This window comes from Vibrio brasiliensis LMG 20546, assembly GCF_000189255.1.
GTDB lineage: Bacteria > Pseudomonadota > Gammaproteobacteria > Enterobacterales > Vibrionaceae > Vibrio > Vibrio brasiliensis.
Map to the genome: position 1 here is coordinate 1 of NZ_AEVS01000087.1, position 21,773 is coordinate 21,773.

Sequence of the window (21,773 nt, forward strand, 5' to 3'; positions counted from 1 at the left end):
CCTCATATAATCTCTAACATTGAGACTAAAATAACTATGAGGCCCTACTCGTGACTACCATTGTATCTGTACGTCGTAATAACAAAGTCGTCATCGCTGGTGATGGACAAGTATCACTAGGTAACACAGTAATGAAGGGCAATGCGCGCAAAGTGCGTCGCCTCTACAATAACAAAGTACTTGCTGGCTTTGCTGGTGGCACAGCTGATGCTTTTACTCTGTTTGAAAAATTTGAAAGCAAGCTGCAAATGCATCAGGGTCACCTGACTAAAGCAGCGGTTGAACTCGCTAAAGATTGGCGTAGTGATCGTGCACTACGTAAGCTAGAAGCACTGCTAGCGGTGGCTGATGAAACAGCTTCATTGATCATTACTGGTAACGGTGACGTTGTGCAGCCAGAAAACGATCTGATCGCAATTGGTTCAGGTGGTAACTTTGCACAGGCAGCAGCGACTGCGCTACTAGAAAATACCGAATTAGATGCGCGTGAAATCGCAGAAAAATCACTTAAAATTGCGGGTGATATCTGTGTCTTCACCAACCATCACCACACTATTGAAGAACTAGAAATTCCAGCTGACCAAATCGCTGAATAACCAAAGATAGTGGCTAAAAAATTTAAGGAAACTGATTATGTCTGAAATGACTCCTCGCGAAATTGTTCATGAACTTAACCGCCATATCATTGGTCAGGAAAATGCGAAGCGCTCAGTCGCTATCGCACTACGTAACCGCTGGCGTCGTATGCAGCTTGAAGAAAGCCTGCGCGTTGAAGTTACACCAAAGAACATCTTAATGATCGGTCCAACGGGTGTGGGTAAAACAGAAATCGCTCGTCGTCTGGCAAAGCTGGCAAATGCGCCTTTCATTAAGGTAGAAGCGACCAAATTTACTGAAGTTGGTTACGTGGGTAAGGAAGTGGAAACTATCATCCGTGACCTGACTGATGTAGCGATTAAGATGACTCATCAGCAAGCAATGGAAAAAGTGAAATTCCGTGCTGAAGAGCAGGCAGAAGAACGCATTCTTGATGCTCTATTACCGCCAGCACGTGATGCTTGGGGTCAGAATGAACAGCAAGATGAAACTTCTTCAAACACACGTCAAATCTTCCGTAAGAAGTTACGTGAAGGCAAGTTAGACGATAAAGAGATTGAAATTGATGTTGCTGCGCCGCAGATGGGTGTAGAGATCATGGCTCCTCCTGGTATGGAAGAGATGACTAACCAGCTACAAGGCATGTTCCAGAATCTTGCCGGTGATACCAAGAAGAAACGTAAGCTGAAAATCAAAGATGCGTTCAAAGCTCTGACTGAAGAAGAAGCGGCTAAACTGGTTAATCAGGAAGAGCTTAAAGAGCAGGCGATCTTCAACGTTGAGAACAACGGTATCGTATTTATCGATGAAATCGACAAGATTTGTAAGCGTGGTGAAAGCTCAGGGCCTGACGTATCTCGTGAAGGTGTTCAGCGTGACCTACTACCTCTTATCGAGGGTAGTACCGTGTCGACTAAGCACGGCATGGTGAAAACTGACCACATTCTATTTGTTGCTTCAGGTGCATTCCAAGTGGCGAAGCCATCTGATTTGATCCCTGAGCTACAAGGTCGTCTACCAATTCGTGTTGAACTTGAAGCGCTTTCAAGCAATGACTTCAAACGTATCCTGACTGAGCCAAAAGCGTCACTAACTGAGCAGTACGTTGCACTAATGAAGACAGAAGACGTTGATATTGAGTTTACCGAAGAAGGTATCACTCAAATCGCTGAAGCTGCGTGGACGGTTAACGAGACAACCGAGAACATCGGTGCTCGTCGTTTACATACAGTGATGGAGCGCTTAATGGATGAGATCTCGTTCGAAGCGACGGATAAAGCAGGCTCTAAGCTAACCATTGACGCTGAATACGTTAAGGCGAAACTTGGCGATACGATTGAAGATGAAGATTTAAGCCGCTTCATTCTTTAATCCTAAAGATATAAAAAAAGCCCGCTAACTCAGCGGGCTTTCTGTTTTCAGCGTTATTAAAGCATGAAGATAAAAATTACTGCTAGCGCAGAAATTAAACCTGCAAACGCGTAACACGCCACTTTACCAACAATTCCAGTATGGAACTTAAGGTCGTGCATACCGTGGTGAACACGGTGCATGGCATGCCACATTGGCAGTGCCAGTGTCGCGATGATAAATAGTGCGCCGATGATACTAGTCGCGAAGTCGACAACACGCTCGTAGCTTAGAGCGTCAGCATTAATCACCCCCAGTGGTACCAGAACGCCTAATACCAGAATTGTGATAGGTGTGATCATCGCAAACCAGGTACCGCCTGCACCAAACAGACCCCACCAGATTGGCTCATCAGAACGTTTAGGTGCTCTATCTACAGAGAAATTCGGTTTCATTGTTAAAGCTCCTTAAACTACGACCAAGACAATAAGTGAGATGAAAGCCACAGCCGCCCACTGAGTCAGAACAATGATCTTCTTATCGACAGGTTTACCTTTCAAACGGATCGGCATTACCTGAGGCATCATGCTGAAGAAGGTTTGTGCATGTAGCAGGCTGCCCGCTAGCGCTACGATGTTAATCGCTACCACTACAGGGTTCGCCATAAACTCAAGCCATGTTTGCCATGCTTCAGGGCCCTTTACTAATGAACCTAAACCGAAAGTCAGGAAAATAGTAAATAGGATCAGCGGTAGTACGGTTGCTTCACGAAGCATGTAGAAGCGGTAAAAAGGATGATCTTTCCACCAAGTGCGTTTTACTTCACGAACGTAAGGTTTACGGTTACTCATCCTTATGCCTCCTCTGCTGTTTTCGCTGGTGTACCGTCAGGCTTCAGCATAGCAATCACGAAGTCCATAGAAGACTCGACTTTGCCTTGGTTTACCGCTGCTGCAGGGTCAACATTCTTAGGACACACTTCAGAACAGTAACCTACAAACGTACAGCCCCACGCGCCGTTTTCACCATTGATCAGTGCCATACGCTCTGCTTTACCATTGTCACGACTGTCGAGGTTGTAACGGTGTGCGAGAGTCAGTGCCGCAGGGCCGATAAACTCAGGGTTAAGGCCAAACTGAGGACAAGCTGCGTAACATAGGCCACAGTTGATACAGCCAGCGAACTGCTTGTATTTAGCCATCTGCTCAGGCGTTTGAATGTTAGTACCATCTTCTGGCTTGCGATCGTTACCAATGATGTAAGGCTTGATCGCTTCAAGACGCTCAATGAAAGGCGTCATATCAACGATTAAGTCTTTCTCAATCGGGAAGTTTGCCAGTGGCTCAATCTTCACGCCATTCGGGTAATCACGTAAGAAGCTCTTACATGCCAGCTTAGGCACGCCGTTTACCATGATGCCGCATGAACCACAGATGGCCATACGACAAGACCAGCGGTATGAAAGGTCTTTGTCTAGGTTGTCTTTGATGTAACCCAGCGCATCAAGCGTTGACATTGTTTCGTCAAACGGTACTTCAAAGGTCTGAAAATGCGGCTCTGCGTCGTGCTCAGGGTCATAGCGCAGAATCTCGACTTTTTGGATGCGATTGCCTGACATTATGCTTGCTCCTCTGCATTCTTCTCTGCTGCTTTAGCTGCTTCTTCAGCTGCCGCTTTTTCTGCTGCTTCACCGTATAGACGAGCTTTCGGTTGTGACTTAGTAATTGTCACTGTGCTGTAATCAATACTTGGTGCTGCATCTTCTTTAAAGAAAGCAAGAGAGTGTTTGAGGAAGTTCACGTCATCACGTTCCGTGCAGCCATCATCCAGACGCTGGTGGGCACCACGAGACTCTTTACGCAAGATAGCTGAGTGAACCATAGCTTCCGCAACTTCAAGGCCGTAGCCTACTTCGATAGCGTACAGAAGGTCAGTGTTGAACACCTTACCTTTATCTTTGATGCTGATGCGCTTGTAACGCTCTTTTAGCTCAGTGATTTTATCAATCGTCGCTTGCATCAGATCTTCTTGGCGGTAGATACCACAACCCGCTTCCATGGTGTGACCCATTTCAGTACGGATGGTTGCCCAGTTTTCGTCGCCTTCCTGATTCATCAGTGCAGCAATACGCTCTTCAACCGCTTTAACTTGAGCAGCAATAGACTCTTCGTTCCAGCCTTTGAATTCAGCTGCACGTTTTACAGCCTGTTCACCCGCTACGCGACCGAACACTACGAATTCTGCCAGAGAGTTCGAACCAAGACGGTTAGCACCGTGTAGACCTACAGAGGCACACTCACCAACGGCAAACAGACCTTTAATGCGAGTTTCACATTCACCGTTAGTTTCAATACCACCCATGGTGTAGTGAACCGTTGGACGAATTGGAATTGGCTCTTTTGCAGGGTCAACGTTAACGTAAGCTTTCGCCAGTTCACAAATAAACGGTAGACGTTCTTGTAGGTACTCTTCACCCAGGTGGCGAAGGTCTAAGTGCACCACGTCACCCAGAGGGTGCTTGATGGTGTTGCCTTTCTGCTGTTCATGCCAGAAAGCCTGAGAAACTTTGTCACGTGGACCGAGTTCCATGTATTTGTTCTTCGGTTGGCCTACTGGAGTTTCTGGGCCCATACCGTAGTCTTGCAGGTAACGGTAGCCGTTCTTGTTGACGATGATACCGCCTTCACCACGACAGCCTTCTGTCATCAGGATACCTGTACCAGGCAGACCTGTTGGGTGGTACTGAACGAACTCCATATCACGTAGAGGTACGCCATGACGGTAAGCCATTGCCATACCATCACCAGTAACGATACCGCCGTTAGTATTACAGTGGTAAACGCGACCTGCACCGCCAGTTGCCAATACAACTGACTTAGCTTTAATCGTAACTAATTCACCTTCTGACATATGGATAGCGATAAGACCCTGAACTTCGCCTTCATCGACAAGTAGATCGACAACGAAATACTCATCAAAACGTTTGATGTTGTCGTATTTCATCGACGTCTGGAATAGGGTGTGAAGCATGTGGAAGCCGGTTTTGTCAGCCGCGAACCATGTGCGTTCAACCTTCATGCCGCCAAAGCGACGAACGTTGACTTCACCGTTCTCTTTACGGCTCCATGGGCAGCCCCACTGTTCCATTTGAATCATTTCGCGAGTTGCGTTCTCTACGAAGTACTCAACAACATCCTGTTCACAAAGCCAGTCACCACCACCAACGGTATCGTTGAAATGGTTGTCCAGGCTATCTTCATCCTTGATAACTGCCGCTGAGCCACCTTCTGCTGCAACCGTATGGGAGCGCATTGGATAAACTTTAGAAATCAGTGCAACTTCTAAGTCAGGGTTTGCTTCAGCTGCTGCAATAGCAGTGCGAAGACCAGCGCCGCCTGCGCCGATCACTGCGATATCTGTGGTGATAATCTGCACAGTTATCCTCCAGTGTGAAATTGCGGAATGTTCCGCTTGTTATAATTAAATGGGGAAACTCCCCAAAAGTGGTAGGGCTAGTGTAGAAGAGCTAAATGGCAGAAAAATTGATGTAATTAGGTTTTTGCTCCGGTAATGCATATAAGAGCATAAAATTTATAGGTTATGTGACTGCAATCACGGCAAGGAATGTTTACTGGTCTTAATACAGAACGCATTTTGTTAAGTGACTGTTGCATAACATTAGTCTCATTGATAACAGGGTCATTGAGGATGTTTTTTGTACTGTAATACGGCAAATGCTTGCTTCAGAATTGGACGACGCTAGCCGGTCTCATAGGCATAAGCGAGAGCGTTTATTGCTAGGAAAAGTTGAGCAAACTTGATACTTTCTCGCCAGATAAAACAAAGAGAGTTTCCCCATGAACAACGACTGGCAGCCAACCGCTTCGATTGAACAGCTTCGTCAACGTGCTTATTTAATTAATCAGATCCGCAACTTCTTTACTGAACGTAATGTACTTGAAGTCGATACGCCGGCGATGAGTCATGCCACGGTTACTGATGTTCATCTGCATACTTTCCAAACTGAGTTTGTTGGCCCGGGTTACGCTGACGGCAGTAAGCTCTTTTTTATGACTAGTCCGGAATTTCATATGAAGCGCCTGCTGGCGGCGGGTAGTGGTTGTATTTATCAAATCAACAAAGCATTCCGCAACGAAGAGAACGGGCGTCACCACAACCCTGAGTTCACTATGTTGGAGTGGTATCGAGTGGACTTTGACCACCACAAACTGATGGACGAAATGGATGAACTGCTCCAACTGGTACTTAAATGTGCTGCTGCTGAGCGTATGACTTACCAGCAAGCGTTTATCGATGTGTTGGGTGTCTGTCCGTTAGAAGGTTCAATGGCAGAGCTCAAGGCTGTAGCGGCGACATTGGGACTGAGTGATATCGCTGAACCGGAGCAAGACAGGGATACGCTGCTACAGCTGCTATTCAGCATTGGTGTTGAAGCCAAGATTGGTCAAACTGTTCCAGCTTTCGTCTATGACTTTCCGGCATCACAGGCAGCACTAGCGAAAATTAATCAACAAGATCCACGTGTTGCCGATCGTTTTGAGGTCTACTTCAAGGGTATCGAACTGGCCAATGGTTTTCATGAGCTAGATAACCCAGGCGAGCAGCTGAAACGTTTCGAGTCTGATAACGCTAAGCGTCTCGAAATGGGGCTTAAACCACAGCCGATCGATTATCACTTAATTGCGGCATTAGAGTCTGGACTACCGGAGTGCGCAGGGGTCGCTCTGGGTATCGATCGCTTAATTATGCTGGCGATCGGTTGTGATCATATTGATCAGGTTACCGCATTTCCGTTTCCGATTGCGTAGCGAAATGTGCAACAGATTCTTATTCTGAGTGTAATTGACTCGCTTAGGCATCTTAACCTCGCTATACTTCCAATCTGAATTTTTAGCCTAGGGCAGTCATACATTCATTGAAGTGTAGGCGGCTCTATCATCAAAGAGCACAGGACATGCAAGAGTACATCGCATTTTTTTCAAGAGAACATGATTCTATCTCTGGTATGGGTAGGCCTACTCGTCGCCCTTATCATGAACATCGTTAAATCATCTACCGCTGCTTACAAAGAGATTACAGCTGCACAAACAACCCAACTAATGAACCGTGAAAATGGTGTAGTGGTTGATATCCGTAGTAAAGATGAGTTCCGCAAAGGTCATATTACCGATGCAGTTCACATTTTGCCGTCAGATATCAAGGCAGGTAACTTCGGTAGTCTTGAAAACCGTAAATCAGACCCAATCATTGTAGTATGCAAGACAGGTCAAACGGCTCAAGAGAGTGCAAATCTTCTTGCCAAAGCGGGCTTTGAAAACGTTAGCCTGCTTAAGAACGGCTTGATTGCTTGGAGTGAAGCAAACATGCCTTTGGTTAAAGGTAAAAAGTAATTTAACTAGCTAATACCTTAAACGCTGATTGAAAAGTCAGCGTTTGTCTTAGAGAGATGTGAAGGGTTCCACGAAATTCATTGGAAACCTAGTCTTAGCAGGCTCTCTCGGTTAACCTCCAAGCAGATATTTTATTGCAGGATTAAAGGATTTTTAAAATGGCTGAAGCAGCACCACAACAAGAAGCGCAAAACTTCGCGATTCAACGCATCTTCCTAAAAGACGTTTCTTTTGAAGCGCCAAACTCTCCAGACATGTTCCAAAAAGAGTGGAACCCAGATGTAAAACTGGACCTAGATACTCAAAGCCGTGAACTGGGTGAAGGTGTTTATGAAGTTGTTCTTCGTCTAACAGTGACAGTGAAGAACGCAGAAGAGACTGCTTTCCTATGTGAAGTTCAGCAAGGTGGTATCTTCACTGCAGAGAAAATGGAAGCTGGTCAGCTAGCACACTGCCTAGGTGCTTTCTGCCCGAACATTCTATTCCCATACGCTCGTGAAACTATCTCAAGCCTAGTGGTTAAAGGTACGTTCCCTCAACTAAACCTAGCGCCAGTTAACTTTGACGCTCTGTTTATGAACTACCTACAGCAGCAAGCTCAGCAAGAAGGCCAGGCTGAAGCATAATTAGTGATACCTCTGATAATCCAGAGGTATGGTATAAAATGCACAGAGTGTCTTGTATCAAGATGCGATGTGCATTTTTTGTTTTAAGTTAAAGCATCTGGGTTTTTGTTTTTGGTTTCTGCATTCAGAGATTAACGACAAGATTCTAGTCAACCTAATGACAATCAGGCGGAACAATGAAAGACAACACCAACAATGCCTACGGTAAAGAAATCGCAATGACAGTACTGGGTGCTGGTTCATACGGTACTTCACTTGCTATCTCTTTAGCGCGTAATGGCGCTAACGTAGTCATTTGGGGCCACGAACCTGAGCATATGGCTCGTCTGGAAGCCGATCGTGCTAACCATGAGTTCTTACCAGGTATCGAATTTCCACAATCACTGATCGTAGAGTCAGACCTAGAGAAAGCTGTGCAAGCGAGCCGTGATCTTTTGGTCGTGGTACCAAGCCATGTATTCGGTATTGTGCTCAATAATGTTAAGCCTTTCTTACGCGATGATTCACGTATTTGTTGGGCAACTAAAGGTTTAGAGCCTGAAACAGGCCGACTACTAAAAGAAGTCGCTCATGAGTCGCTTGGTGAAGGTTATTCGCTGGCAGTACTGTCTGGACCAACATTTGCCAAAGAGCTGGCGATGGGTATGCCGACGGCGATTTCAGTCGCTTCTCCTGACGCTGATTTTGTGGCAGACCTACAAGAGAAAATTCACTGTAGTAAAACGTTCCGAGTTTACGCCAATAGTGACTTTATCGGCATGCAACTTGGCGGCGCGGTGAAAAACGTAATTGCGATTGGTGCCGGTATGTCTGATGGCATTGGTTTTGGCGCCAACGCGCGTACCGCATTGATCACTCGTGGTCTTGCTGAGATGACTCGCCTTGGTGCTGCTTTGGGTGCTCAACCAGAAACCTTTATGGGCATGGCTGGTCTTGGTGATCTGGTACTGACCTGTACCGACAACCAGTCGCGTAACCGACGTTTTGGTCTGGCGTTAGGTCAGGGTAAAGATGTCGATACGGCGCAAGAAGAAATTGGTCAGGTTGTTGAGGGTTACCGCAACACTAAAGAAGTATTCCTATTGGCGGAACGTATGGGCGTAGAGATGCCAATTGTTGACCAAATTTATCAAGTATTGTATCAAGGAAAGGATGCAAACTTAGCAGCAAAAGATTTGCTAGCGCGAGATAAGAAAGCGGAAGCATAAAGAGAATTACAGCAATACTGGATTTGTATCTAGATACTAGGGATTCAGTTCTAGGAAAAGACATGAAACATTGTGAGAAACAGAAGGTATGGCACACCATTGTGAAGGAAGCACGTGAGCTTTCTGAGCAAGAGCCAATGTTAGCCAGTTTTTATCATGCGACCATTATCAAGCATGATAGCCTGAGCGCGGCGCTCAGCTACATTTTGGCTAACAAGCTAAATACGGCTTCTATGCCTGCTATGGCAGTAAGGGAAGTTGTTGAAGAAGCATTAAACGCTGATCCAAGTATTAGTGCTGCGGCTGCCTGTGATATCTGTGCCACGGTGAATCGAGATCCAGCGGTCGCTATGTATTCCATGCCTCTGCTTTACCTCAAGGGTTATCATGCTCTGCAAGGTTATCGTGTCGCTAACTGGTTATGGAAGCAGGGGCGTATTGCTCTTGCTACCTATCTGCAAAACCAAATTTCAGTAGCGTGTCAGGTGGATATTCACCCTGCGGCTAAGATTGGTCGTGGCATCATGCTCGACCATGCGACGGGCATCGTGATTGGTGAAACAGCTGTCGTTGAGAATGATGTTTCGATTCTACAGGATGTGACACTAGGCGGTACCGGTAAAGAGTGCGGCGATCGTCACCCGAAAATCCGCGAAGGCGTGATGATTGGTGCAGGTGCGAAAATCCTCGGTAACATCGAAGTGGGCGAAGGGGCGAAAATTGGCTCTTGCTCTGTCGTGCTTCAACCCGTTCCTGCGCATACCACCGTTGCGGGTGTACCTGCGAAGATTGTCGGCCGACCAAAAACAGACAAGCCGTCGCTGGATATGGACCAGCAGTTTAACGGCAGGTCTCAAAGTTTTATTGGTGGGGATGGGATATAGGCGAGAGAATCGAGACCGGGCTACGCCCTTCGAGATTTTAGAACGGACTTCGTCCTCCGAGAGTTTGGGGCTGGTAGAACGGTTAAAGAACCTTTAGTGCAAAGGTGTTGACAGAAGCTGTCTCTAAAGAGAGATAATAATCCAGCTCTCACAAACAAAAAGGGTTGATGCTCTCACATCAACCCTCCAAACTTTATTTAGTTCTCTAGCTTACGCTAGCGCATCTAACTCAGTTAACACTTCCTGAGCCCACTCAATCCATGCCTGACGGATAAGTAGGTTTCTGCGCAGCGTTAGACGCTCCAGACGCTGCTGCTTATCAAGTGTTGCAGGCGTCGAGTAGTAAGCATTTTCAATTTCTTGATAGTGAGCAACAAGCTTACGTGACTCTTCAACAAGCTCGCCTAGTTGAGTACGGTAAGGTGCAGAAGGTTGAACTGCGCAAGCCATAAGCTTGGCTGAGAACTCATCACGTACTGTCGGGTGAGCCGTTGGTTGATCAAACCATTCACCCAGAGCTGTACGGCCTGAATCAGTAATTGAGTAAACCTTACGGTCCGGCTTTCCTTCTTGTGGTTCTAGAACGCAAGTAACAAGGTTGTTCTGAGCCATCTTATTTAGTTCGCGGTACACTTGCTGGTGGCTAGCTTTCCAGAAGTAGCCGATAGTCGCAGAAAACTCTTTAGTGATATCGTATCCAGTAGCGTCGCGTGTGCTTAAAACGGTTAAGATAACGTGTGGTAATGACATGTCTTCAATCCAAATGGTCAATAAACTACAAAACGTAACCACTTCTTACTGTCGTGCTTCTAGAGGCACTGATCATCAGTAGGTAAAGTGGCACCAACAAAGTTGGTCATGTCACCTAAAAAAGCCGTTTATCACCTAGGATCGATATTAGATTATCGAGGACTGTGGTTTGTAGATTTTATATGGTTAACCACAGCGATTGGGTAGTATATCTAAATAATAAGCATAAAGTGGAATAGAAGGACAAAATATCCCAAAAAAGTAACAAATCACTATTTTGGTGCCTGTTATTGATATTTTTATCTGTCAAGTGGTTTTAAATGTCTAGTCTGTGATTTTATTGACTGGCCTGAATGTAAAAAAAGGTTGGTGCAGTCACACCAACCTTTTGCCTTTTTGTGATCTTTAGCCAGTATTACGCATACCCGCAGCAATACCAGCAATCGTGACCATCAGAGCTTCTTCTAATTCAGGAGAAGATTCTTCGTTCTGACGAGTACGGTATAGCAGTTCAGCTTGTAGCATGTTCAATGGCTCAACATAGATATTACGTAGACGAATTGATTCCTGGCCCCAAGGATCGCTTTGCATCAGGTTCTCATTGTTTTCGACGTTAAGAACCGCTTTGATGTCTTTTTGTAGCTGATCACGTAGACGATCGCCAAGAGGAAGCAGCTTTGGTTCCACTAGTCGCTCGTCGTAGTAGCGAGAAATTTCCATGTTGCACTTGGTGTACACCATCTCCAGCATACCCAGACGCGTAGAGAAGAATGGCCATTCGCGACACATTTCTTCCAGAAGAGCCTGATGGCCTTTGTCTACTGAGTATTGAATTGCTTCACCTGCGCCTAACCATGCCGGTAGTACCAAACGGTTCTGACTCCATGAGAAGATCCATGGAATTGCACGCAGACTCTCCACGCCACCATTAGGATTACGCTTAGCAGGGCGAGAACCCAGTGGTAGTTTACCGAGTTCGAGTTCAGGTGTTGCCTGACGGAAGTAAGGAACGAAGTCAGCTTCGCCGCGAACCACGTTGCGGTAAGACTCACAGCTCACTTCTGACAGCACATTCATCAGATCACGCCACTCTTGCTTAGGCTCTGGTGGTGGAAGTAGATTCGCTTCAAGAATAGCACTCGCATAGAGGCTGAAGCTGTTTACGGCCACTTCTGGCAGACCAAGTTTGAAGCGAATCATCTCGCCTTGTTCAGTTACACGCAAACCGCCTTTCAAGCTTTTTGGTGGCTGAGACAGAAGTGCCGCATGTGCAGGAGCGCCGCCGCGACCAATTGTGCCGCCACGACCGTGGAATAGTGTCAGCTCTACGCCTTCTTCTTCAGCTACCGCAACCAGAGACTCCATTGCGTGGTATTGAGCCCAGCCAGCAGACATAACACCTGCATCTTTCGCTGAGTCTGAATAGCCAATCATGACCATCTGATGGTTCTGAATAAAGCCACGGTATAGGTCAATGCCCATCAGCTGTTTCACGACAGATTCAGCATTGTTCAGGTCGTCCAGAGTTTCAAACAGTGGACATACGTCCATGCGGTAAGGACAGCCAGATTCTTGCAGCAGCAGGTGAACAGCAAGTACATCCGATGCTGTGCGAGCCATTGAAATTACGTAGGCACCAAAGGCTTCACGAGGTTGCAGAGCAATAATCTTACAGGTGTCCAAAACCTCTTTAACTGGCTCAGATGGTTCCCAGTCACGTGGTAGTAATGGACGTTTTGAAGCTAGCTCGTTAGTTAAGAATGCAACCTTGTCTTGCTCGCTCCACTGGTCGTAATCGCCAATACCAAGATAGCGAGTCAGTTCTGAAAGTACGTCTGAGTGGCGAGTGCTTTCCTGACGAACGTCAAGACGAACCAGGTGAACACCGAAAGCTTTAATACGACGAAGCGTATCAAGCAGCGAGCCATCCGCGATGATGCCCATGCCACACTCATGCAGAGACTGGTAACACGCGTATAGCGGTTCCCATAGTTGCTCAACGCGCTGTAGAGGGGCTTTGACTGCAAGTTTCTGACCGTGGATCTTAGCGTCAAGAATCTCTTTAGTTTCGTTTAATAGAGCACGCAGCTGTTTTAATACTGCACGATACGGTTCATGCTCATCATCACCAGCCAGTGCACGAACTGCGTCGTTACACTTAGTCATCGAGAGTTCACTAACTAACTCGTTGATGTCGCCAAGATATAGGTCAGCGGCTTTCCAGCGAGACAGAAGTAGAACTTCGCGAGTAATGGTGTGGGTCACAAATGGGTTACCGTCTCGGTCACCACCCATCCATGAAGAGAAATGTACAGGGCGAGCATCAATTGGTAGTCCTTCACCCAGATAGCCTTCCAGGCGCAGGTCTAGCTCACGTAAGAAGTCAGGTACCGCTTCCCATAGCGAGTTTTCTACCACCGCAAAGCCCCATTTGGCTTCATCTAGTGGAGTAGGGCGCTGTTGGCGAATCGTGTCTGAGTGCCAGCTCTGAGCGATCAACTGCTCTAAGCGACGCTCTGTTTTTTGGCGTTCTTTCACTGACAGGTCGCCCAGCTCAAGCTTAGAAAGACACTTATTGATCTTAACTAGCTTGTGAATCATGGTGCGACGAGTGATTTCTGTTGGGTGAGCTGTCAGTACGAGTTCGATATTAAGATCACGAACCGCTTGAGCTGTATCCAACTTGCTGATGTCGTTCTGGCCTAGCTTAGAGAAAAGCGTATTCAGCGCATCTGGTTCACAAACATGAGCATCACAATGGCGAGAGATAGTGTGGTACTGCTCTGCCATATTGGTCAGGTTTAGAAATTGGTTGAATGCATGAGCAACAGGGGTGAGTTGATCATTAGGCAGGCTTTTAATCTCATCAATCAAGCTTTCTCGATCTTGTTGATTGCCTGCAAGGGCGGACTTGGAAAGTTTACGAATGGTTTCTACTTTCTCTAGAAGTACGTCACCATGTGCGTCCTTGATGGTGTTGCCGAGCAAGTGTCCTAGCATGCTCACATTGCTTCTGAGCGCAGAGTATTTCTCGTTCATTATCTTCCTGCCTTGTAAAAAAATTACATCCAATGTTTCTCTGTTAGGTAGACAATCTAGCGAAAAATATCGCTGCGAGTCAAATGCTGTAGGCTAAGTTTGCAAATATTGTGCAAACGAATGTAACGCTTTGCGATCTATGCGAATGACTAATTATGTTGAAAATTTATTACAGAATGGACTATGCCCTACAGAACGCTTCGCTCCAAGAAGCGAGATCGGACTGCGTCCTCAGAGAACGCTGCGCTTCGAGAGCGGGCTCCGCCCTGCGAGAGTTTAGAACGGACTTCGTCCTTTGAGATGTGGAGGCGGGTAGTGAGTTGATAGAACCCTTAGTGTTAAAGGTGTTGACAGAACTTCTCCCTGCCAAGAGATAATATTCTCGCCTCTCGCCTCTCGCCTCTCGCCTCTCGCCTCTCGCCTCTCGCCTCTCGCCTCTAAAAACAATACTTATGCATCGCTTTTGACAGAACATCGATGGTTGGGTCGATAAACTCAAACGCGAGGAACTCGTCTGGCTGGTGGGCTTGATCGATTGAGCCTGGGCCGAGAACTAAGGTCGGGCACAACTGCTGTAGGAAGGGAGCCTCAGTACAGTAGTTTACCGTTTGTGAATCCAGTCCGCAGATCTCTTCCACGCCGCCAATAAATGGGTGGTCATGCTGACATTCGTAGCCAGGGATCGGCTCATGTAGCGGGGTAATAGTGATTCGATCTGGCCATTTGGCTTCTACCTCTTTCAAGGCGCCGCGCAGCATGTTGTCCAAACCGTCTAAGCTGATGCCCGGCAAAGGGCGTACGTCATAGTGCAGTTCGCAACAACCACAGATGCGGTTAGCACTGTCGCCACCATGGATATGGCCAAGGTTCAGAGTAGGGCTCGGGATAGCAAAGCCTGGGTGATGATACTCTTTGATCAGTTTGTCGCGTAGCTGCATTAACGCAAACAGCACTTCATGCATGATCTCAATAGCATTAACGCCCAGTGATGGATCTGAAGAGTGACCAGACTTACCTGTTACTCGCACAGCGTTAGCCACATGCCCCTTATGGCCTCGAATCGGTACCAGGCTGGTTGGTTCACCGATGATGCAGTAGTCAGGCTTGAAAGGTGCATTTTCGGTAAAGTGGCGGGCGCCAAGCATTGTGGTCTCTTCATCACAGGTTGCCAGTATATAAAGAGGCTTAGTCTGCTTGCTCCAATCAACTTTTTTCACGGCCTCTATGATAAAGGCGAAGAAACCTTTCATATCTGCAGTGCCCAAACCGTAAAAGCGGTTATTCGCTTCGGTAAGAGCATGAGGGTCATAATTCCATCGTCCCTGATCGAATGGCACGGTATCACTGTGTCCAGCGAGCAGTAAGCCACCTTCACCACTGCCCTTTTTAGCAATCAGGTTAAATTTGCCTTCTTCTACCTGTGTGACTTCAACGCTGAAGCCGACATCTTTTAGCCATCCAGCCAGTTTTTCAATCACTTTGGCGTTGCCTTCATCCCAACTCGGGTCTGTCGAGCTAATAGAAGAGGTGGAAATCAGGCCACTGTAGACCTCAAGAAAGCTTGGTAATTTCATAATTAGTTTACATTCCCTGTTGACAGAGTACGGTTAAGAAGGTAAAACACATATTAAATCACTTTTATTGAATAAAAAACCAATTAAAGCGAAATAAATTAAATTTATAGTCACTCTTTGAGTGGCGTATTTAGGTCTAAATGGATGTCTCAGATGCTTAAAACCACAATCATAGGCGCAAGCGGTTATACCGGAGCAGAGCTTGCTCTGATGGTGCACAAACACCCTGAACTTACGCTATCAGGTTTGTATGTTTCCGCCAATAGTTTAGATGCTGGGAAAAGTATTGCTGAGCTACACGGTAAGTTAGCCGGAATTATTAGTCATCCGGTACTTCCTCTAACTGATGTGGAAGCTGTCGCTCAAGCGAGTGATGTCGTGTTTTTAGCCACTGCTCATGAAGTTAGCCATGACCTTGCGCCGACGTTTCTCGCTCAAGGGTGCCAAGTTTTTGATTTATCGGGAGCATTCCGCGTTAAGAAAGAAGGCTTCTACGACCAGTTTTACGGCTTTGAACATCAGCACGAAGCTTGGTTAGACAACTCTGTCTACGGTTTAGCTGAATGGAATCAGGATGGTATCAAACAGTGCCAGTTGGTTGCGGTTCCGGGGTGCTACCCAACAGCCTCTCAGCTCGCAATTAAGCCGTTACTGGAAGCTGGTCTTGTTGATGGTTCTCAATGGCCAGTGATCAACGCAACAAGTGGTGTATCTGGTGCAGGTAGAAAGGCGTCGATGACCAATAGCTACTGCGAAGTAAGCCTGCAGCCGTATGGCGTCTTTAATCACCGTCATCAGCCAGAGATTGCTTCACACCTTGGTACTGATGTGATTTTTACGCCTCATCTGGGCAATTTTAAGCGTGGCATTCTAGCCACTATCACAATCAAATTAGCTAAGGATGTGACGGAACAGCAAGTAGCTGAAGCGTTCAACTCCGCTTATCAGGGTAAACCTGCAGTACGACTCACCGCGGACGTACTACCAAGAATTCAAAATGTAGAAAATACACCTTTCTGCGATATCGGCTGGAAGGTTCAGGGTGAGCACATCATCGTAGTATCAGCGATTGATAACTTACTTAAAGGCGCATCAAGTCAAGCGATGCAATGTTTAAATATCCACTACGGATTTCCAGAGTTAACTGCCCTTATTTAGGCACAGAGCTTAAGCAAGTAGGTAAAGGGACGAGTAATGACAGATAACAAATCAACTCCATTAGTGATCAAATTAGGCGGTGCTGCACTGTCTTGTACTGAGACTCTTAGCCAGGTATTTGGCGCGATTGCGAATTACCAGAAGCAGGCTCAGCGACGAATTGTGATCGTCCACGGCGGAGGTTATCTGGTGGACGATCTTATGGCTAAGCTGCAGCTGGAAACAGTGAAAAAGGACGGTCTGCGTGTCACTCCTTATGACCAGATTGGAGTGATTACCGGCGCTCTGGCAGGTACAGCGAACAAGATGCTTCAGGGTCAGGCAATCAAAGATGGCCTTAACGCAGTGGGTTTAAGCCTTGCGGATGGTGGTTTATGCCACGTTGAAGAACTAGACCCAGAACTGGGTGCTGTGGGTAAAGCGACTCCGGGCGACTCAACGGTTTTGCAAGCTATTTTAGCGGCGGGCGCGTTACCCATCATCAGCTCAATCGGTTTAACCGAACAAGGTCAGATGATGAACGTCAACGCAGATCAGGCTGCGGTAGCAGTAGCAGGCGCGCTTGACGCGGAGCTGGTACTGCTGTCAGACGTAAGTGGTGTTCTCGATGGTAAAGGTCATTTGATCAAGAGCTTAGACGAGCAACAGGCACAAAGTCTGATTCAGGGGCAGGTCATTACCGATGGCATGATTGTCAAAGTGAACGCTGCACTTGAAGCTGCCAATGACCTGGGGCGCCCAATTGAAGTCGCTACCTGGCGCTACCCAGAGAAACTCGTTGAGCTGTTTGCTGGACAAAGCATCGGTACACAGTTTCTACCTCAGCAATAAACCAAACAATTTGCTGTAACGCTACTCAGCGGTACAGCCAGAATAACAATCAGGATGTAACCCGTAGCACTGACCGCCAAGCGCAGCGCCGGGATTTTGGAGAAAAGAAAGATGAGCAAAGTTCAAGTAAATAAAGTAGTTGTCGCATACTCTGGCGGTCTGGATACTTCGGTAATTATTCCATGGCTAAAAGAGAACTATGACTGTGAAGTAGTGGCATTCGTTGCGGATGTTGGTCAGGGTGAAGAAGAGCTAGAAGGTATTGAAGCAAAAGCGAAAGCCTCTGGTGCATCTGAGTGTTACATCGCTGACCTGAAAGAAGAGATGGTTGCGGATTACATTTACCCAACGCTAAAAACGGGTGCTTACTACGAAGGTAAATACCTACTGGGTACGTCTATGGCACGTCCAATCATTGCTAAAGCTCAGGTTGAAGTAGCACGTAAAGTTGGTGCAGATGCACTATGTCATGGCTGTACGGGTAAAGGTAACGACCAGGTGCGTTTTGAAGGAGCGTTTGCCGCTCTGGCACCGGATCTACATGTTATCGCTCCTTGGCGTGAATGGGATCTGGTAAGTCGTGAAGAGTGTCTGGATTACCTGGCTGAGCGTAATATCCCTTGTACGGCTTCACTAACGAAAATTTATTCACGTGACGCTAACGCATGGCACATCTCAACAGAAGGTGGTGTTCTGGAAGAAACATGGAATGCTCCTAACGAAGATTGTTGGGCTTGGACAGTCGATCCAGAGCAAGCGCCAAATGAAGCTGAGTACGTAACTCTTAAAGTAGAAAAAGGCGAAGTGGTTGCGGTTGATGGTGAAACAATGACGCCATACAACGCACTGGTTTACCTGAACGACAAAGGTGCGAAGCACGGTATTGGTCGTATCGATATCGTTGAGAACCGTCTGGTAGGTATGAAGTCTCGTGGTTGTTATGAAACTCCAGGGGGCACTATCATGATGGAAGCTCTACGTGCAGTTGAGCAGCTAGTACTGGATAAAACAGCATTTGAGTTCCGTGAAGAGCTTGGCGTGAAAGCTTCCCACCTTGTTTACGACGGTCGTTGGTTCACTCCGCTGTGTAAGTCAATCCTGGCAGCTTCTGAAGAGCTAGCTCAAGACGTTAACGGTGAAGTTGTCGTTAAGCTATACAAAGGCATGGCAACAGTGACTCAGAAGCGTTCTGAAAACAGCTTGTACTGTGAGCAGTTTGCAACCTTCGGTGAAGATGAAGTTTACGATCAGAGCCATGCTGAAGGCTTTATCCGTCTTTACTCGCTATCAAGCCGTATCCGTGCTCTGAACAGCCAGAAAAAGTAATCAGGTAATTGATTAACTGAAAAGCCCGTTTGGTTTCCAAACGGGCTTTTTGCGTTTCTGGCGTATGCTGGATGGTTATTTAACTTATCATGAATAAATATGTAAAAATAATGAATTAATACTTTATTTTTGTCTGGTTTTGCCGTAACTTTGAACCATCATAAAAACTGAATCAGATTCAGAGTCATTTTAAGCAATATAGCTACTAGCACAAATAGTGAGCACAGGTAATCAGGAGAAACGCGATGGCATTATGGGGCGGAAGATTTACCCAAGCGGCAGATACGAGATTCAAAGACTTTAACGACTCATTGCGCTTCGATTACCGACTAGCTGAACAAGATATTGTTGGTTCAATTGCCTGGTCGAAAGCTTTGATGTCTGTAGATGTTCTGAGTGAAGAAGAACAGCAAAAATTAGAGCTCGCTCTGAATGAACTAAAACTAGAGGTGATGGAAGACCCGCACCAGATTCTGCGTTCCGATGCGGAAGACATTCATTCATGGGTTGAGCAGCAATTAATTGGCAAGGTCGGTGACCTGGGTAAAAAGCTACACACTGGTCGTTCACGTAACGATCAGGTTGCGACTGACCTGAAGCTATGGTGTCGTCAGCAAGGCCAGCAACTTTTGATGGCATTGGATCGCCTTCAGGCACAGATGGTATCAGTGGCTAAGCAGCATCAGACCACAGTACTGCCTGGCTATACTCACCTTCAGCGTGCTCAACCGGTGACCTTTGCTCATTGGTGTCTCGCTTATGTTGAAATGTTTGAGCGTGACTACTCGCGTTTACATGATGCGATTACCCGTCTTGATACGTGTCCTCTTGGCTCAGGGGCTCTGGCTGGTACTGCTTATCCAATCGACCGTGAAACTGTGGCTCATAACCTGGGATTCCGTCGTGCGACTCGTAACTCACTTGATTCAGTTTCAGACCGTGACCATGTTATGGAGCTGATGTCTGTTGCTTCTATCTCGATGTTGCACCTGTCTCGTCTTGCTGAAGATATGATCTTCTATAACTCTGGCGAGTCTAATTTCATCGAGCTTGCGGATACAGTAACTTCTGGCTCTTCGCTGATGCCACAGAAGAAGAACCCTGATGCACTCGAACTTATCCGTGGTAAGACTGGTCGTGTATATGGTTCGCTGGCTGGCATGATGATGACAGTGAAAGCTCTGCCACTTGCCTACAACAAAGATATGCAAGAAGACAAAGAAGGTCTGTTCGATGCACTTGATACTTGGAACGACTGTATGGAAATGGCAGCGCTGTGTTTCGACGGTATTAAGGTTAACGAAGAGCGTACTCTGGAAGCAGCGAAGCAGGGCTATGCTAATGCGACAGAACTGGCTGACTACTTGGTAGCGAAGAATATTCCATTCCGTGAAGCTCACCATATCGTAGGTGTAGCGGTTGTTGGAGCGATTGCAAAAGGTTGTGCACTGGAAGAGTTATCGATCGCTGAACTGAAAGAGTTTTCTGATGTGATTGAGGAGGATGTATACGACATCCTGACCATAGATTCATGTCTGGAAAAACGTAGTGCACTGGGTGGCGTTTCACCTAAACAGGTAGCTTACGCGGTAGAGCAAGCAGAAGGGCGTTTGATCAAACGTGATACCTCAGCTGTGAATGTTAGACCTGCACGTTTGACTGACATTGAAGCGCTTGAAGGCATGGTTGCTTACTGGGCAAATATGGGAGAAAACCTACCGCGCTCACGTAGTGAACTGGTACGCGACATTGGTTCATTCGCCGTTGCAGAGCATCATGGTGAGGTGACAGGCTGTGCTTCCTTGTATGTTTACGATTCAGGCTTAGCGGAAATTCGTTCTCTGGGTGTTGAAGCTGGCTGGCAAGGACAGGGGCAGGGCAGCGCGATTGTTCAGTATCTTGTTGAGAAAGCACGCCTGATGGCGATTAAGAAGGTCTTTGTTCTGACTCGTACGCCTGAGTTCTTTATGAAGCAAGCCTTCTTGCCAACTTCAAAGTCACTGCTACCTGAGAAAGTGCTAAAAGATTGTGACCAGTGTCCAAGACAGCATGCTTGTGATGAAGTCGCACTTGAAGTAAATCTTGTTGAGCAATCAATTGCACGTGTGAGCGTTGCGTAAGTAGTTGAATAGAAACGTATCAAAAAAAGATCAAAAAAGATCGTTCATTTTTGGAACTAATGAGAGGAAGCAGGGTCTATTAAAGTACCACTGCTTTTTCTTAGAAGAATCTAAGAAGGCCCCAAACCAGATATTGGTTTTGGGGCTTTTTCTTTTTTAGCCCCCACAAAATTCCACCTGAGCTTTACCCATTATTGTTGGTCTTTATCTTTGCCGTTACGTTTACGCCATGGAAGGATCACAAAGCGCATCCACAAGTGAAGGAAGAGTAAGCCGTTAAAAGCAAAGCCCGCCATGATAAGCGCGATAGACTCAATAGTTTGTGGGTTATCTCTGAACGCAAACCACCACACTATCCAGCACAGAACAGAAAGCACAGTGAGTTGATCCATACACCTTTGGCAGCGGCCAAGTTTTTTCCAGAACCATTGGCTATTTTTGCAGTATTGACATGTCATGCTGGTGGCTTATTGGGTAACATATTGAATTGATAATATCGCAACCAAAGCAGAAAGTGAGAGAAATGATCGAACGTCAACAAACAAAACAGCGCATGAGTCGTATCGTAAAGCACAATGGTGTGATCTACCTATGTGGTCAGGTATGTGCAGATGCGACCCAAGGTATTACTGAACAGACTCAAACCATGCTAGATAAAGTGGAAGAGCTACTACTGGAAGCGGGCAGCGATAAAGAACATATGCTTTCTGCAACTATCTATCTGAAAGATATGAAAGATTTTCAGGATATGAACGCGGTATGGGATGCTTGGGTGCCGGAAGGTCATGCTCCAGCACGCGCTTGTGTTACCGCTGATATGGCTCGTGAGGCGTTACTGGTTGAGATCTCGGTAATTGCGGCAGAGAAGTAGTTTGCGCGCTGATTGAGATATAAAAAAA

At 46.6% G+C, this 21,773-nt stretch carries 20 protein-coding genes; 12 read left to right on the forward strand and 8 right to left on the reverse strand.

From position 1 onward, the window contains the following. Positions 1–50 precede the first annotated feature (50 nt). Entirely contained in the window at positions 51–596 is a 546-nt protein-coding gene (gene hslV, locus RH46_RS16720; protein ID WP_006880695.1) for an ATP-dependent protease subunit HslV, read from the forward strand. Positions 597–633: 37 nt separating this feature from the next. Continuing rightward, positions 634–1,968 (forward strand): ATP-dependent protease ATPase subunit HslU, encoded by a 1,335-nt coding sequence (gene hslU, locus RH46_RS16725; RefSeq protein WP_006880696.1) that lies wholly within the window; start codon positions 634–636, stop codon positions 1,966–1,968. 56 nt (positions 1,969–2,024) lie between these two features. Here the strand turns inward: hslU and frdD are convergent, their stop codons facing one another. The 4 genes from frdD to frdA are packed head-to-tail and all read right to left on the reverse strand — an operon-like array spanning position 2,025 to position 5,382. After that, on the reverse strand, positions 2,025–2,402 hold the full coding sequence (gene frdD, locus RH46_RS16730) for a fumarate reductase subunit FrdD (protein ID WP_006880697.1): 378 nt from the start codon (positions 2,400–2,402) through the stop codon (positions 2,025–2,027). 12 nt (positions 2,403–2,414) lie between these two features. After that, entirely contained in the window at positions 2,415–2,798 is a 384-nt protein-coding gene (gene frdC / locus RH46_RS16735; RefSeq protein ID WP_006880698.1) for a fumarate reductase subunit FrdC, read from the reverse strand. Between the two features lie 2 nt (positions 2,799–2,800). Then, entirely contained in the window at positions 2,801–3,565 is a 765-nt protein-coding gene (locus RH46_RS16740) for a succinate dehydrogenase/fumarate reductase iron-sulfur subunit (protein ID WP_006880699.1), read from the reverse strand. Continuing rightward, positions 3,565–5,382, reverse strand: a complete 1,818-nt coding sequence (gene frdA, locus RH46_RS16745) for a fumarate reductase (quinol) flavoprotein subunit (protein WP_006880700.1) — start codon at positions 5,380–5,382, stop codon at positions 3,565–3,567. The genes RH46_RS16740 and frdA overlap by 1 nt, the downstream gene beginning before the upstream one ends. Before the next feature lie 422 nt (positions 5,383–5,804). Here frdA and epmA point away from each other — a divergent pair, with 422 nt between their 5' ends. From epmA to cysE, 5 genes are all read left to right on the forward strand, one after another. Beyond that, positions 5,805–6,776, forward strand: a complete 972-nt coding sequence (epmA, locus tag RH46_RS16750) for an elongation factor P--(R)-beta-lysine ligase (protein WP_006880701.1) — start codon at positions 5,805–5,807, stop codon at positions 6,774–6,776. Positions 6,777–6,956: 180 nt separating this feature from the next. After that, a complete protein-coding gene (locus tag RH46_RS16755; RefSeq protein WP_006880702.1) occupies positions 6,957–7,358 on the forward strand; it encodes a rhodanese-like domain-containing protein in 402 nt (133 codons plus the stop codon). A gap of 158 nt (positions 7,359–7,516) precedes the next feature. Continuing rightward, positions 7,517–7,984, forward strand: coding sequence for a protein-export chaperone SecB (gene secB / locus RH46_RS16760; RefSeq protein ID WP_006880703.1), 468 nt, complete (start codon positions 7,517–7,519; stop codon positions 7,982–7,984). A gap of 176 nt (positions 7,985–8,160) precedes the next feature. After that, positions 8,161–9,192, forward strand: coding sequence for an NAD(P)H-dependent glycerol-3-phosphate dehydrogenase (gene gpsA / locus RH46_RS16765; protein ID WP_006880704.1), 1,032 nt, complete (start codon positions 8,161–8,163; stop codon positions 9,190–9,192). Between the two features lie 62 nt (positions 9,193–9,254). Further along, positions 9,255–10,076, forward strand: coding sequence for a serine O-acetyltransferase (cysE, locus tag RH46_RS16770; RefSeq protein WP_006880705.1), 822 nt, complete (start codon positions 9,255–9,257; stop codon positions 10,074–10,076). Positions 10,077–10,286: 210 nt separating this feature from the next. Here cysE and RH46_RS16775 read toward each other — a convergent pair whose 3' ends face one another. The 3 genes from RH46_RS16775 to argE all read right to left on the reverse strand — a co-directional run bounded on the left by RH46_RS16775 (position 10,287) and on the right by argE (position 15,439). Next, complete coding sequence (locus RH46_RS16775) at positions 10,287–10,826, reverse strand: PadR family transcriptional regulator (protein WP_006880706.1); 540 nt, start codon at positions 10,824–10,826, stop codon at positions 10,287–10,289. 405 nt (positions 10,827–11,231) lie between these two features. Then, positions 11,232–13,865: a phosphoenolpyruvate carboxylase gene (gene ppc, locus RH46_RS16780; RefSeq protein ID WP_006880707.1), complete on the reverse strand. Its 2,634-nt coding sequence runs from the start codon at positions 13,863–13,865 to the stop codon at positions 11,232–11,234. 437 nt (positions 13,866–14,302) lie between these two features. Next, the gene (gene argE / locus RH46_RS16785; protein WP_006880708.1) at positions 14,303–15,439 is read right to left on the reverse strand and encodes an acetylornithine deacetylase; all 1,137 of its coding nucleotides are present in this window, start codon (positions 15,437–15,439) and stop codon (positions 14,303–14,305) included. Between the two features lie 153 nt (positions 15,440–15,592). Between argE and argC the strand changes: the two genes are divergently transcribed. The 4 genes from argC (at position 15,593) to argH (ending at position 20,874) form a co-directional block, all read left to right on the forward strand. Further along, positions 15,593–16,597 carry an N-acetyl-gamma-glutamyl-phosphate reductase gene (argC, locus tag RH46_RS16790; protein WP_006880709.1) on the forward strand — a complete coding sequence of 335 codons (1,005 nt, stop codon included), beginning with the start codon at positions 15,593–15,595 and terminating at the stop codon, positions 16,595–16,597. Between the two features lie 36 nt (positions 16,598–16,633). Beyond that, entirely contained in the window at positions 16,634–17,428 is a 795-nt protein-coding gene (gene argB / locus RH46_RS16795; RefSeq protein ID WP_006880710.1) for an acetylglutamate kinase, read from the forward strand. 111 nt (positions 17,429–17,539) lie between these two features. Beyond that, positions 17,540–18,754, forward strand: a complete 1,215-nt coding sequence (locus tag RH46_RS16800) for an argininosuccinate synthase (RefSeq protein ID WP_006880711.1) — start codon at positions 17,540–17,542, stop codon at positions 18,752–18,754. Between the two features lie 245 nt (positions 18,755–18,999). Next, positions 19,000–20,874 (forward strand): argininosuccinate lyase, encoded by a 1,875-nt coding sequence (gene argH / locus RH46_RS16805; protein ID WP_006880712.1) that lies wholly within the window; start codon positions 19,000–19,002, stop codon positions 20,872–20,874. A gap of 191 nt (positions 20,875–21,065) precedes the next feature. Here the strand turns inward: argH and RH46_RS16810 are convergent, their stop codons facing one another. Next, positions 21,066–21,332 (reverse strand): DUF3624 domain-containing protein, encoded by a 267-nt coding sequence (locus tag RH46_RS16810; protein WP_040896093.1) that lies wholly within the window; start codon positions 21,330–21,332, stop codon positions 21,066–21,068. A gap of 65 nt (positions 21,333–21,397) precedes the next feature. Between RH46_RS16810 and RH46_RS16815 the strand changes: the two genes are divergently transcribed. Then, positions 21,398–21,745, forward strand: coding sequence for a RidA family protein (locus RH46_RS16815; RefSeq protein ID WP_006880714.1), 348 nt, complete (start codon positions 21,398–21,400; stop codon positions 21,743–21,745). Positions 21,746–21,773: the final 28 nt, after the last annotated feature.

Coding starts and splice junctions, on each gene's coding strand:
- argE (WP_006880708.1), bottom strand. CDS start 15,439: ATGAAATTACCAAGCTTTCTTGAGGTCTACAGTGGCCTGATTTCCACC.
- argB (WP_006880710.1), top strand. CDS start 16,634: ATGACAGATAACAAATCAACTCCATTAGTGATCAAATTAGGCGGTGCT.
- argC (WP_006880709.1), top strand. CDS start 15,593: ATGCTTAAAACCACAATCATAGGCGCAAGCGGTTATACCGGAGCAGAG.
- frdD (WP_006880697.1), bottom strand. CDS start 2,402: ATGAAACCGAATTTCTCTGTAGATAGAGCACCTAAACGTTCTGATGAG.
- cysE (WP_006880705.1), top strand. CDS start 9,255: ATGAAACATTGTGAGAAACAGAAGGTATGGCACACCATTGTGAAGGAA.
- gpsA (WP_006880704.1), top strand. CDS start 8,161: ATGAAAGACAACACCAACAATGCCTACGGTAAAGAAATCGCAATGACA.
- RH46_RS16775 (WP_006880706.1), bottom strand. CDS start 10,826: ATGTCATTACCACACGTTATCTTAACCGTTTTAAGCACACGCGACGCT.
- frdC (WP_006880698.1), bottom strand. CDS start 2,798: ATGAGTAACCGTAAACCTTACGTTCGTGAAGTAAAACGCACTTGGTGG.
- RH46_RS16740 (WP_006880699.1), bottom strand. CDS start 3,565: ATGTCAGGCAATCGCATCCAAAAAGTCGAGATTCTGCGCTATGACCCT.
- RH46_RS16810 (WP_040896093.1), bottom strand. CDS start 21,332: ATGACATGTCAATACTGCAAAAATAGCCAATGGTTCTGGAAAAAACTT.
- epmA (WP_006880701.1), top strand. CDS start 5,805: ATGAACAACGACTGGCAGCCAACCGCTTCGATTGAACAGCTTCGTCAA.
- RH46_RS16800 (WP_006880711.1), top strand. CDS start 17,540: ATGAGCAAAGTTCAAGTAAATAAAGTAGTTGTCGCATACTCTGGCGGT.
- secB (WP_006880703.1), top strand. CDS start 7,517: ATGGCTGAAGCAGCACCACAACAAGAAGCGCAAAACTTCGCGATTCAA.
- RH46_RS16755 (WP_006880702.1), top strand. CDS start 6,957: ATGATTCTATCTCTGGTATGGGTAGGCCTACTCGTCGCCCTTATCATG.
- RH46_RS16815 (WP_006880714.1), top strand. CDS start 21,398: ATGATCGAACGTCAACAAACAAAACAGCGCATGAGTCGTATCGTAAAG.
- argH (WP_006880712.1), top strand. CDS start 19,000: ATGGCATTATGGGGCGGAAGATTTACCCAAGCGGCAGATACGAGATTC.
- hslU (WP_006880696.1), top strand. CDS start 634: ATGTCTGAAATGACTCCTCGCGAAATTGTTCATGAACTTAACCGCCAT.
- ppc (WP_006880707.1), bottom strand. CDS start 13,865: ATGAACGAGAAATACTCTGCGCTCAGAAGCAATGTGAGCATGCTAGGA.